The organism is Streptomyces sp. Tue6028, assembly GCF_002300165.1.
Classification (GTDB): domain Bacteria; phylum Actinomycetota; class Actinomycetes; order Streptomycetales; family Streptomycetaceae; genus Streptomyces; species Streptomyces siamensis.
The window spans coordinates 266,969-278,441 of the sequence record NZ_MLCE01000026.1; the positions used below are offsets into that span (position 1 = coordinate 266,969).

Annotated in this window: 12 protein-coding genes; 9 read left to right on the plus strand and 3 right to left on the minus strand. The window is 69.3% G+C overall.

Translation table 11 applies throughout. The features are described 5' to 3' along the window. Positions 1-21: 21 nt before the first annotated feature. From atpE to BKI49_RS25950, 8 genes are all read left to right on the plus strand, one after another. Complete coding sequence (gene atpE, locus BKI49_RS25915; protein ID WP_028804225.1) at positions 22-252, plus strand: ATP synthase F0 subunit C; 231 nt, start codon at positions 22-24, stop codon at positions 250-252. A 41-nt stretch (positions 253-293) separates the two neighbouring features. Next, a complete protein-coding gene (locus tag BKI49_RS25920) occupies positions 294-839 on the plus strand; it encodes a F0F1 ATP synthase subunit B (protein WP_028804226.1) in 546 nt (181 codons plus the stop codon). Further along, the gene (locus tag BKI49_RS25925; RefSeq protein WP_095936676.1) at positions 836-1,657 is read left to right on the plus strand and encodes a F0F1 ATP synthase subunit delta; all 822 of its coding nucleotides are present in this window, start codon (positions 836-838) and stop codon (positions 1,655-1,657) included. Before BKI49_RS25920 ends, BKI49_RS25925 begins: the two co-directional genes overlap by 4 nt. 130 nt (positions 1,658-1,787) lie before the next feature. Next, positions 1,788-3,377, plus strand: coding sequence for a F0F1 ATP synthase subunit alpha (atpA, locus tag BKI49_RS25930; protein WP_095936677.1), 1,590 nt, complete (start codon positions 1,788-1,790; stop codon positions 3,375-3,377). A 21-nt stretch (positions 3,378-3,398) separates the two neighbouring features. Continuing rightward, entirely contained in the window at positions 3,399-4,316 is a 918-nt protein-coding gene (locus tag BKI49_RS25935) for a F0F1 ATP synthase subunit gamma (RefSeq protein WP_095936678.1), read from the plus strand. Then, a complete protein-coding gene (gene atpD, locus BKI49_RS25940; protein ID WP_095936679.1) occupies positions 4,316-5,752 on the plus strand; it encodes a F0F1 ATP synthase subunit beta in 1,437 nt (478 codons plus the stop codon). The genes BKI49_RS25935 and atpD overlap by 1 nt, the downstream gene beginning before the upstream one ends. A gap of 128 nt (positions 5,753-5,880) precedes the next feature. Beyond that, positions 5,881-6,255 (plus strand): F0F1 ATP synthase subunit epsilon, encoded by a 375-nt coding sequence (locus tag BKI49_RS25945; RefSeq protein WP_095936680.1) that lies wholly within the window; start codon positions 5,881-5,883, stop codon positions 6,253-6,255. A 138-nt stretch (positions 6,256-6,393) separates the two neighbouring features. Next, complete coding sequence (locus tag BKI49_RS25950) at positions 6,394-6,840, plus strand: DUF2550 domain-containing protein (RefSeq protein WP_095936681.1); 447 nt, start codon at positions 6,394-6,396, stop codon at positions 6,838-6,840. Positions 6,841-6,923: 83 nt separating this feature from the next. Here the strand turns inward: BKI49_RS25950 and BKI49_RS25955 are convergent, their stop codons facing one another. The 3 genes from BKI49_RS25955 to BKI49_RS25965 form a co-directional block, all read right to left on the minus strand. After that, positions 6,924-8,759 (minus strand): glycoside hydrolase family 18 chitinase, encoded by a 1,836-nt coding sequence (locus BKI49_RS25955; RefSeq protein ID WP_095936682.1) that lies wholly within the window; start codon positions 8,757-8,759, stop codon positions 6,924-6,926. Positions 8,760-8,905: 146 nt separating this feature from the next. Then, positions 8,906-9,547 carry a response regulator gene (locus BKI49_RS25960; RefSeq protein WP_095936683.1) on the minus strand — a complete coding sequence of 214 codons (642 nt, stop codon included), beginning with the start codon at positions 9,545-9,547 and terminating at the stop codon, positions 8,906-8,908. Then, positions 9,544-10,728, minus strand: a complete 1,185-nt coding sequence (locus BKI49_RS25965) for a sensor histidine kinase (protein WP_095936760.1) — start codon at positions 10,726-10,728, stop codon at positions 9,544-9,546. Before BKI49_RS25965 ends, BKI49_RS25960 begins: the two co-directional genes overlap by 4 nt. A 153-nt stretch (positions 10,729-10,881) precedes the next feature. Between BKI49_RS25965 and BKI49_RS25970 the strand changes: the two genes are divergently transcribed. Then, on the plus strand, positions 10,882-11,463 hold the full coding sequence (locus BKI49_RS25970) for a hypothetical protein (protein ID WP_095936684.1): 582 nt from the start codon (positions 10,882-10,884) through the stop codon (positions 11,461-11,463). The last annotated feature ends 10 nt before the right edge of the window (positions 11,464-11,473 follow it).

Here is an 11,473-nt window from a genome sequence, read left to right on the forward strand (position 1 = left end):
TAAAGAAAAGGAAGAACTGGCATGTCCCAGACCCTTGCCGCTGTCTCCGGCTCGCTCGGCTCGATCGGTTACGGCCTCGCGGCCATCGGCCCCGGCGTCGGCGTCGGCATCATCTTCGGTAACGGCACCCAGGCGCTCGCCCGTCAGCCTGAGGCCGCCGGTCTGATCCGCGCCAACCAGATCCTCGGCTTCGCCTTCTGTGAGGCGCTCGCCCTCATCGGTCTGGTCATGCCGTTCGTCTACGGCACCTGATCGACCGATCAGCAACAGCCCACTAGACGAAAGGCACTGAAATGAGCCACCTGCTCATTCTGGCGGCCGAGGAGAAGGAAAACCCCCTCGTCCCGCCGATCCCCGAGCTTGTCATCGGCCTGATCGCCTTCGTCATCGTCTTCGGCTTCCTGGCCTGGAAGCTCCTCCCGAACATCAACAAGGTTCTGGAGCAGCGTCGCGAGGCCATCGAGGGCGGTATCGAGAAGGCCGAGGCCGCTCAGACCGAGGCCCAGAGCGTTCTTGAGCAGTACAAGGCGCAGCTCGCCGAGGCCCGGCACGAGGCGGCCCGTCTGCGCCAGGAGGCGCAGGAACAGGGCGCCACGCTCATCACCGAGATGCGTGCGGAAGGCCAGCGGCAGCGCGAGGAGATCGTCACCGCCGGTCACGCGCAGATCGAGGCGGACCGCAAGGCTGCCGCCCAGGCGCTGCGTCAGGACGTCGGCCAGCTGGCCACGGCCCTGGCCGGCAAGCTGGTCGGCGAGTCCCTCGAGGACCACGCCCGGCAGAGCCGTGTCATCGACCGCTTCCTCGACGAGCTTGAGGAGAAGGCCGAGGCAGCTCGATGACAGCGCACGGAGCGAGCCGCGAGGCATTCGCAGCAGCCCGTGAGCGTCTCGACGCGCTGACGGACTCGGCGTCCGTGGACGCGGCGCAGCTCGCCGACGAGCTGGCCGCCGTCACCGCGCTGCTCGACCGCGAGGTGTCGCTGCGTCGGGTCCTGACCGACCCGGCGCAGCCCGGCGAGGCCAAGGCCGAACTGGCGCAGCGCCTGCTCGGCGGCCAGGTGAGCGGCACGGCCGCCGACCTGGTGTCCGGCATGGTGCGTTCCCGCTGGTCGCAGCCCCGCGACCTGGTGGACGCGCTGGAGGAACTGACCGCGACGGCCGACCTCACGGCCGCGCAGCGCAGCGGTGGCCTCGACAACGTCGAGGACGAGCTGTTCCGGTTCGGCCGGATCGTCTCCTCGAACACCGAGCTGCGCGCCGCGCTGACCGACCGCGCCGCCTCCAAGGCGGCCAAGAGCGAGCTGCTGCGCAGCCTGCTCGGCGGACGGGCCGACGTGACCACCGAGCGCCTGGTGACGCGCCTTGTGACCGCTCCGCGTGGACGTAGCCTGGAAGCGGGACTCGAGTCCCTGTCCAAGCTCGCCGCAGAGCGCCGCAACCGCGTGGTCGCCGTCGTCACCTCGGCGGTCCCGCTGAGCGACGGACAGAAGCAGCGCCTCGGCGCCGCTCTGGCGAAGCTCTACGGCCGTCAGATGCACCTCAACCTCGACGTGGACCCCGAGGTCCTCGGCGGGATCCGGGTGCAGGTCGGCGACGAGGTCATCAACGGCTCCATCGCGGATCGACTTGAGGACGCAGGCCGCCGCCTGGCCGGCTAGCAGCAACTCAAAAAGAAGTACGTAATTACGGCCCTCGTTGGGCCGTGCAGAGGATTCACCTCTCTTAGGGGGGAGTCCCCATCCCCCCAAAGTGAAACTTCGGGCCCAACAAGGAGAGCAGGGAACCCAGATGGCGGAGCTCACGATCCGGCCGGAGGAGATCCGGGACGCGCTGGAGAACTTTGTCCAGTCGTACAAGCCGGACGCGGCCTCGCGCGAGGAGGTCGGTACGGTCACCCTTGCCGGCGACGGCATCGCGAAGGTCGAGGGCCTGCCCTCGGCCATGGCCAACGAACTGCTGAAGTTCGAGGACGGCACCCTCGGCCTCGCGCTGAACCTGGAAGAGCGCGAGATCGGCGCCATCGTCCTCGGCGAGTTCAGCGGCATCGAGGAGGGCCAGCCGGTGCAGCGCACCGGAGAGGTTCTGTCCGTCGCCGTCGGCGAGGGCTACCTCGGCCGCGTTGTCGACCCGCTCGGCAACCCGATCGACGGCCTCGGCGAGATCGAGACCACCGGCCGCCGCGCCCTCGAACTGCAGGCCCCCACGGTCATGCAGCGCAAGTCGGTGCACGAGCCGATGGAGACCGGCTACAAGGCCGTCGACGCGATGACCCCCGTCGGCCGTGGCCAGCGTCAGCTGATCATCGGCGACCGCCAGACCGGCAAGACCGCCCTGGCCGTCGACACGATCATCAACCAGCGCGACAACTGGCGCACCGGCGACCCGAAGAAGCAGGTCCGCTGCATCTACGTCGCCATCGGCCAGAAGGGCTCCACCATCGCCTCGGTGCGCGGTGCCCTGGAAGAGGCCGGCGCGCTCGAGTACACGACCATCGTCGCCGCCCCGGCGTCCGACCCGGCCGGCTTCAAGTACCTGGCGCCGTACACCGGTTCGGCCATCGGCCAGCAGTGGATGTACGAGGGCAAGCATGTCCTCATCATCTTCGACGACCTCTCGAAGCAGGCCGACGCCTACCGCGCCGTCTCCCTGCTGCTGCGCCGCCCGCCGGGCCGCGAGGCCTACCCGGGTGACGTCTTCTACCTGCACTCCCGTCTGCTGGAGCGCTGCGCGAAGCTCTCCGACGACATGGGCGCCGGTTCGATGACGGGTCTGCCGATCGTCGAGACCAAGGCGAACGACGTGTCGGCGTTCATCCCGACCAACGTCATCTCCATCACCGACGGCCAGTGCTTCCTGGAGTCGGACCTCTTCAACGCCGGTCAGCGTCCCGCGCTGAACGTCGGTATCTCCGTCTCCCGTGTCGGTGGTTCCGCCCAGCACAAGGCGATGAAGCAGGTCTCCGGCCGACTGCGCGTCGACCTCGCCCAGTTCCGTGAGCTGGAGGCGTTCGCCGCCTTCGGTTCCGACCTGGACGCCGCGTCGAAGTCGCAGCTGGAGCGCGGTCAGCGCATGGTCGAGCTGCTCAAGCAGGCTCAGTACCAGCCGATGCCGACCGAGGACCAGGTCGTCTCCGTGTGGGCCGGCACCACCGGCAAGATGGACGACGTGCCGGTCGCCGACATCCGCCGCTTCGAGAAGGAGCTCCTGGAGTACCTGCACCGCAAGGAGCAGGGCCTCATGACCTCCATCAAGGAGGGCGGCAAGATGTCGGACGACACCCTCACCGCTGTTGCCGACGCGATCGCCGACTTCAAGAAGCAGTTCGAGACCTCGGACGGCAAGCTTCTCGGCGAGGACGCCCCGGCCGCGGCCAAGTGACGTAAGGAAGGGACCTGACTCATGGGAGCCCAGCTCCGGGTCTACAAGCGTCGCATCCGATCCGTCACCGCGACCAAGAAGATCACCAAGGCGATGGAGATGATCGCCGCCTCGCGTGTCGTGAAGGCGCAGCGCAAGGTGAGGGCCTCCACGCCGTACGCGACCGAGCTCACGCGCGCGGTCACGGCGGTGGGTACCGGTTCGAACACCAAGCACCCGCTGACCACGGAGGCGGAGACGGCGACCCGTTCCGCGGTGCTGCTCCTCACGAGCGACCGCGGACTGGCCGGCGCCTTCAACTCCAACGCCATCAAGGCCGCCGAGCAGCTGACGGCGCGCCTCGAGGCGGAAGGCAAGCAGGTCGACACGTACATCGTCGGCCGCCGCGGTGTCGCCCACTACAACTTCCGTGAGCGCAAGATCGCGGAGCAGTGGACGGGCTTCACCGACGAGCCCACCTACGCGGACGCGAAGACGGTCGCGGGTCCGCTCATCGAGGCCATCGAGAAGGAGACGGCGGACGGCGGCGTGGACGAACTCCACATCGTCTACACCGAGTTCGTCTCGATGATGACGCAGACGGCCATCGACGGCCGACTGCTTCCGCTTCGCCTCGAAGAGGTGGCGGAGGAGGCGTCCGGCACGGGCGAGATCCTCCCGCTGTTCGAGTTCGAGCCGTCGGCGGAGGACGTCCTCGACGCCCTGCTGCCGCGCTACGTCGAGAGCCGAATCTACAACGCGCTGCTCCAGTCGGCTGCCTCCAAGCACGCCGCCACGCGACGCGCGATGAAGTCGGCGACCGACAACGCGGGCGAGCTGATCAACACGCTCTCCCGTCTTGCCAACGCGGCCCGCCAGGCCGAAATCACCCAGGAAATCAGCGAGATCGTCGGTGGCGCCAGCGCCCTTGCCGACGCGACCGCGGGGAGTGACAAGTAATGACGACGACTTCAGAGACGGCCGTTGCCACGGGCCGCGTCGCCCGGGTCATCGGTCCGGTCGTCGACGTGGAGTTCCCCGTCGACGCGATGCCGGACATCTACAACGCCCTTCACGTCGAGGTGGCCGACCCGGCCAACGCCGGCGAGAAGAAGACGCTGACCCTGGAGGTCGCCCAGCACCTGGGTGACGGCCTGGTCCGCACGATCTCCATGCAGCCCACCGACGGTCTGGTCCGCCAGGCTCCGGTCACCGACACCGGCGACGGCATCACCGTCCCGGTCGGCGACTTCACCAAGGGCAAGGTGTTCAACACCCTCGGTGAGGTGCTGAACGTCGACGAGCAGTACACGGGCGAGCGCTGGTCCATCCACCGCAAGGCCCCGAACTTCGACGAGCTCGAGTCGAAGACCGAGATGTTCGAGACCGGCGTCAAGGTCATCGACCTTCTCACCCCGTACGTCAAGGGTGGAAAGATCGGTCTGTTCGGTGGTGCCGGCGTCGGCAAGACGGTGCTCATCCAGGAGATGATCTACCGCGTCGCCAACAACCACGACGGTGTCTCCGTGTTCGCCGGTGTCGGTGAGCGCACCCGTGAGGGCAACGACCTCATCGAGGAGATGTCGGACTCGGGCGTCATCGACAAGACCGCCCTTGTCTTCGGTCAGATGGACGAGCCCCCGGGCACCCGTCTGCGCGTGGCCCTGGCCGGTCTGACCATGGCGGAGTACTTCCGCGATGTGCAGAAGCAGGACGTGCTGTTCTTCATCGACAACATCTTCCGCTTCACCCAGGCCGGTTCCGAGGTCTCCACGCTGCTCGGCCGCATGCCCTCCGCGGTGGGCTACCAGCCGAACCTGGCCGACGAGATGGGTCTCCTCCAGGAGCGCATCACCTCGACCCGTGGTCACTCGATCACCTCGATGCAGGCGATCTACGTCCCCGCGGACGACCTGACCGACCCGGCCCCGGCCACCACGTTCGCCCACCTCGACGCGACGACGGTTCTGTCCCGTCCGATCTCCGAGAAGGGCATCTACCCGGCCGTGGACCCGCTGGACTCCACGTCCCGCATCCTGGACCCGCGCTACATCGCGCAGGACCACTACACCGCCGCGATGCGCGTGAAGTCGGTGCTGCAGAAGTACAAGGACCTCCAGGACATCATCGCGATCCTCGGTATCGACGAGCTGGGCGAAGAGGACAAGCTCACCGTCCACCGTGCCCGTCGCGTGGAGCGCTTCCTGTCCCAGAACACCCACGTCGCCAAGCAGTTCACCGGCGTCGACGGGTCGGACGTCCCGCTGGACGAGTCGATCGCGGCCTTCAACGCGATCATCGACGGTGAGTACGACCACTTCCCGGAGCAGGCGTTCTTCATGTGCGGTGGCATTGAGGACCTCAAGGCCAACGCCAAGGAGCTCGGCGTCTCCTGAACCTCGTGTTCTGCGTGAGGGGGGCGGGGTCGCACCTCGCGGGGCGCGTCCCGTCCCCCTCCGTACGCCTACTAGACTTTGACCCAACACCCGGCAGCAACGCCGGGTGGTGACCCGAGGAGCCCACCTTGGCTGCTGAGCTGCACGTCGAGCTCGTCGCCGCGGACCGCAGTGTCTGGTCCGGCGAGGCCACCCTGGTCGTCGCGCGTACCACGTCCGGCGACATCGGCGTCATGCCCGGTCACCAGCCGCTGCTCGGTGTGCTGGAGTCGGGCCCGGTGACCATCCGTACGAGTGATGGTGGAACGGTCGTCGCCGCGGTGCACGGCGGTTTCATCTCGTTCGCCGACAACAAGCTGTCACTGCTGGCCGAGATCGCCGAGCTGTCGGACGAGATCGACGTCCAGCGTGCGGAGCGGGAGCTCGAGCGCGCGAAGGCGGAGGGCGATGCCTCCGCCGAGCGTCGCGCGGACGTCCGCCTGCGGGCGGTGGCGGCGCGCTGACCCCAGCGCGCACGGAATGACGTGACTCAGCCGCGGCCGGGACTGGAGACATCCAGACCGGGCCGCGGCTGAGGCGATGCGGGTACTTTTTTCCGTTTCATTACCTGCTTTACCTAGGAGACGAGGAGGTCGGTGTCGATGGTCCTCGCTCTGACTGTGTGCGGGTTGGTAGTGGCGCTCGTGGTCGTGGGCCTTTTCGTCTTCGGCCTCCGCCGCCGGCTGATCCAGCGGTCCGGCGGTACGTTCGACTGCAGCCTGCGATGGGACGTCCCGGAGGACGGCGACCCCAGCGGCAAGGGCTGGAGCTACGGGGTGGCCCGCTACAACGGCGACCGCATCGAGTGGTACCGCGTCTTCTCCTACGCACCGCGCCCGCGTCGTGTGCTGGAGCGTTCCGCGATCGAGGTGGCCGGCCGCCGCGCCCCGGAGGGCGAGGAGGAGCTGGCCCTGCTCTCCGACGCGATCATCCTCGCCTGTCTGCACCGCGGGACACGGCTCGAACTGGCGATGAGCGAGGACGCCCTGACGGGATTCCTCGCGTGGCTGGAGGCCGCACCACCCGGACAGCGGGTGAACGTGGCCTGAGAGGTCACGTCCACCCGCCGGGTGAGATGTCCCGGACCGGGTCCGGGGAGGGGCGTCAGAGACGCCCGGGTGTTCCGACTTTCCTACGACAGGCCGCTGTTGATGGCGCTGACGAGTTCACCGTTGCTGGTGTCGCCGCTGAACTCCCAGAAGAAGGCGCCGCCCAGGCCCTGGTTCTTGGCCCAGGTCATCTTGGTCCCGATGGTGGCCGGGGTGTCGTAGCTCCACCAGTTGCTGCCGCAGTGCGCGTACGCCGTTCCGGCGATGGTGCCGGTGGCGGGGCAGGACGTCTTGAGGACCTTGTAGTCCTCGATGCCCTGCTCGTACGTGCCGGCGGCGGGTCCTGTCGCGGTGCCGCCGGGGGCGTCCTGGGTGACGCCGGTCCAGCCGCGCCCGTAGAAGCCGATGCCGATCAGCAGCTTGCTCGCGGGCACGCCCTTCGCCTTGTACTTGGCGATCGCGTCGGCCGTGGTGAAGCCGGCCGTCGGGATGCCGCTGTACGAGGTGAGCGGGGAGTGCGGGGCCGTCGGGCCCTGGGCCGCCCAGGCGCCGAAGAAGTCGTACGTCATCACGTTGTACCAGTCGACGTACTGTGCGGCGCCCGCGTAGTCGGCGGCGTCGATCTTGCCGCCGGAGGAGCCGTCAGCGGTGGTGGCCGCGGTGACCAGGTTGTTCGAGCCGAACTTGGCGCGCAGCGCCTGCATCAGGTTCTTGTAGGCCGCCGCCCCGCTGGTGTCGCAGCTCAGGCCGCAGGCGTTCGGGTACTCCCAGTCGATGTCGATGCCGTCGAAGACGTCGGCCCAGCGCGGGTCCTCGACCAGGTTGTAGCAGGACTGGGCGAAGGCGGTCGGGTTGGCCGCCGCCTGCGCGAAGCCGCCGGACCAGGTCCAGCCGCCGAAGGACCACAGCACCTTGATGTTCGGGTACTTGGCCTTCAGCTGGCGCAGCTGGTTGAAGTTGCCGCGCAGCGGCTGGTCCCAGGTGTCGGCGGTGCCGCTGACGGACTGGTCGGCGGTGAAGGCCTTGTCGTAGTCGGCGTAGGAGTCGCCGATGGCGCACTGGCCGTTCGTGACGTTGCCGAAGGCGTAGTTGATGTGCGTGATCTTGGCGGCGGAGCCGGACGTCACCAGGTTCTTGACGTTGTAGTTGCGGCCATAGATGCCCCACTCGGTGAAGTAGCCGAGCCTGACCTTGTTGCCGGTGGGCGGCGGGTCGGTGGTGCCGCCCGTGGTGTGCACGGCGACCGCGCCGCTGACCGGTCCGGTCTGGTCGGCGGTGTCACGGGCCTGCACGGTGTACGAGTAGTCGGTGCCGGCGGTCAGCCCGGTGTCCGAGTACGAGGTAGTGGTCACCGTCGCGACCTTGGCGCCGTCGCGCAGGACGTCGTAGTTCTTGACGCCCTTGTCGTCGGTGGCCGCGGACCAGGACAGCTTCACCGAGGTGTCGGTGATGGCGGAGGCGGTCGGGGTGCCGGGCGCGGAGGGGGCCGCGTCCCCGGGCACGGTGGTGCCGTCACAACTGTCGCCGTTGAGCTTGCAGTTGGAGGGCGAGCCGGAGCCGGAGCCGTTGAAGCCGAAGGAGATGGAGGCGCCCGCGGCGAGGGTGCCGTTGTAGGACTTGTTCTTGGCGGTCCAGTGGTTGCCGGAGGAGGTGACGTCGGCGTCCCAGGCCGAGGTGACCGACGTGCCGGAGGGGAAGTCCCACTCGACGGTCCAGGAACTGATGCTGGTGGTACCGGTGTTGGTGACCGTCCACTTGCCTTCGAAGCCGGTACCCCAGTCCTGGGTCTTGGTGTACGTGGCCTTGGCGCCGGCGGCCGCGTGGGCGGGGCCCGCGAGGCCGACCAGTGCGGCGAGGGGGAGGAGCAGGGTGGTGAGCCCTGCCACGGTTCTGTGTCGGGCTCTCTGCCGGAAGCGCATGATGCCTCTCCTCTTGAGTCTGATCGCCTGTGGGGGCAGGCGGTGTCGTGGGCATGGCTAAGCGCAGTGCGGCGAGAATAGAAAGGTCTGGACCATAGGTCAATAGGTCTGGACCAGTGAGGATGATGCGGTGTCAGTACGGCGCGCTAGACGCCCAACTCCTGCGCCAGTACCGCCGCTTGCACCCTGTTGCGCATCTCCAGCTTCCCCAGCAGACGGCTGACATGGGTCTTCGCCGTCGCCTCCGCCATGTCCAGGCGCGCCGCGATCTCCGCGTTCGACAGCCCCTCGCCGAGGCAGGACAGCACCTCGCGCTCTCGCCGGGTCAGGGTGTCCAGCACGGCCGCGTCGGCGGACGGCTCGCGCACCGGCCCGGCGGCGAACTCCGCGATCAGCCGGCGCGTGACCGCCGGCGCGACGATCCCCTCCCCGCGCGCCACCGTCCGTACCGCCGTCAGCAGGTCCTGCGCCTCGGTGTTCTTCAGCAGGAAGCCGGCGGCGCCCGCGCGCAGCGCACCGAACACGTACGCGTCGAGGTCGAAGGTGGTGAGCACCAGGACGTCGGCGAGCCGCTCCGCGACGACCTGCCGGGTGGCCGACACCCCGTCCAGCCGGGGCATCTGCACGTCCATCAGGACCAGGTCCGGCCGTAGCAGGCGAGCCTGCCGCACCGCCTCCTCCCCGTCCGCCGCCTCACCGACCACCTCGATGTCGGGCGCGCTGCGCAGGATGAGGACAAGGCCGGCGCGCACGGCGGACTGGTCCTCGGCGACGACCACCCGGATCATGCGGCTACTCCTCGGTTCAGGGGCAGGGCGGCCCGCACGGTCCAGACCCTCCCGGCGGGGGAGTCCTCGGGACCGGCCTCGAACGTGCCGTGCAGCAGGGCCACCCGTTCCCGCATGCCGACCAGGCCGGCCCCCGAGCCCGGCGCCCGCGGTCGGTCCCGGTCGGCGTACGGACTGCTGACCCGCGTGGTGAGCCAGTCGTCCCGCAGCGCCAGCGCGACCGTCACCCGGCCCGGGCCCGCGTGCTTGAGCGCGTTGGTCAGGGACTCCTGGACGATGCGGTACGCGGCGAGCTCGACCGGCGCGGGCACCTTGCCGTGGTCCGCGCTGAGCCCGACGTCCAGCCCGTTGGCGCGTGCACCGTCCACCAGCGCGCCGAGCCCGTCCAGGGTGGGCGCCGCGGCCGGCCTGTTGTCCCCGCTGCCGTCGCGCAGGATGCCGATCAGCCGCTGCATCTCGGCGAGTCCCTCGACGCTGTTCTCCCGGATGACGGCGAGGGCGTCCTCGGACGTCTTCGGATCGCGGAGCGAGAGCGCGGCCGTGGAGTGGATGGCGATGGCGGACAGGTGGTTGGCGACCATGTCGTGCAACTCCCGTGCCATCCTGGCCCGTTCGGCCGTGACCGCCTGGACCCGGTCCATCTCGGCCAGCAGCGCCGTCTGTTCGGCACGCAGCCGTTCCGCGACGGCGGTGTCACGGTGGTTGCGGACGATCCAGCCGGTGGCCGCCGGGGTGAAGGTCACCAGACCGGTGAACGCCCCGATCAGCAGGCCCTCCGGCTTCCGCCACAGGGCGACCGGCCACACGGTCGAGATCACCGTGACCAGCCCCGTGATCCAGGGAATGCGGCGGGCCGCGGCCGGCGAGCCGTACAGGACCGCCGCGTACACCAGGTCGGTGAACAACACCACGCTGGCCAGGCTGCCCCGCGTCAGCAGATCCGCCACGAGGGCGACCGTGCCGATGAGCAGGGCGGTCCGCGGCCGGGTGCGCCGCATCAGCTCACAGCCGGCCAGGACGACCAGCGGGACGAGGACCGCCCAGCCCTGGTCGACGCGCGCCATCGGATCGTTCGGGCCACGGCTGTGGAGACCGACGCCCCACAGCGTGAGCCCGCCGAGCAGCCCGCCGACCGCGATGCGCACGTCGTCGCGGTGCGGGCGGGGGAGCGTCAGGGCCATGCCCTCCATCCAACACGGCCGCCGGACCGCCCGCGTGCTCCCGGGGAACGGTCCCCGACTGCATCTTTCGATGTATCGCGGTTTCGTCACCGACGACGACGAAGCGCGCCTTTGCAGCGACGAGCCTGGAACGACGAGCGAGAGGAGCGAACCGTGATCGTCGGACTGGTCATCGCCTGCGAGGTGGGCTTCTGGGTGCTGCTCGCCGCCGGCCTGGGGGCCCGCTACCTGCTGAGACTGCGGCGCACCGGCGCGGCGCTGCTGCTGTGCGAGCCGCTGCTGGAGGTGGTGCTGTTCGTGGCGACGGCCGTCGACCTCAGGAACGGGGGCGAGCCGGGCTGGGAACACGGCCTGGCGGCGCTCTACATCGGCTTCACCGTCGGCTACGGGCACTTCACGGTCCGATGGCTCGACGGCCACGCCGCCCACCGGCTGGCCGGCGGCCCGCGCCCGCCGAAACCGCCGCGCCACGGGGCGGCCCGCGCCCGGTACGAGGGCCGGCTCTGGCTGCGCACTCTGCTCGCGTCCGCCGTCGCCCTCGGCCTGCTCCAGTCCGCGGTCTGGTACGTGGGCGACTCCGGCGACACCGGCCCGCTGCGCTCCTGGCAGTGGGTCGCCCTGCGGATCGTCGTGATCCACGGGCTGATCGCGCTGTCCTACCTGCTCTGGCCCAAGAGGAGCCCGGCCGCCGCTGCCGCCCGCGAGAAGGAGGGCCGTACCCTGACCGGGCGATGAGGAGGGGCGA

Bases quoted from the DNA above. Each gene is read 5' to 3' on its own strand.
- atpE (WP_028804225.1), top strand. From the start codon at position 22: ATGTCCCAGACCCTTGCCGCTGTCTCCGGCTCGCTCGGCTCGATCGGT.
- BKI49_RS25950 (WP_095936681.1), top strand. From the start codon at position 6,394: ATGGTCCTCGCTCTGACTGTGTGCGGGTTGGTAGTGGCGCTCGTGGTC.
- BKI49_RS25960 (WP_095936683.1), bottom strand. From the start codon at position 9,547: ATGATCCGGGTGGTCGTCGCCGAGGACCAGTCCGCCGTGCGCGCCGGC.
- BKI49_RS25955 (WP_095936682.1), bottom strand. From the start codon at position 8,759: ATGCGCTTCCGGCAGAGAGCCCGACACAGAACCGTGGCAGGGCTCACC.
- BKI49_RS25965 (WP_095936760.1), bottom strand. From the start codon at position 10,728: ATGGCCCTGACGCTCCCCCGCCCGCACCGCGACGACGTGCGCATCGCG.
- atpA (WP_095936677.1), top strand. From the start codon at position 1,788: ATGGCGGAGCTCACGATCCGGCCGGAGGAGATCCGGGACGCGCTGGAG.
- atpD (WP_095936679.1), top strand. From the start codon at position 4,316: ATGACGACGACTTCAGAGACGGCCGTTGCCACGGGCCGCGTCGCCCGG.
- BKI49_RS25925 (WP_095936676.1), top strand. From the start codon at position 836: ATGACAGCGCACGGAGCGAGCCGCGAGGCATTCGCAGCAGCCCGTGAG.
- BKI49_RS25935 (WP_095936678.1), top strand. From the start codon at position 3,399: ATGGGAGCCCAGCTCCGGGTCTACAAGCGTCGCATCCGATCCGTCACC.
- BKI49_RS25920 (WP_028804226.1), top strand. From the start codon at position 294: ATGAGCCACCTGCTCATTCTGGCGGCCGAGGAGAAGGAAAACCCCCTC.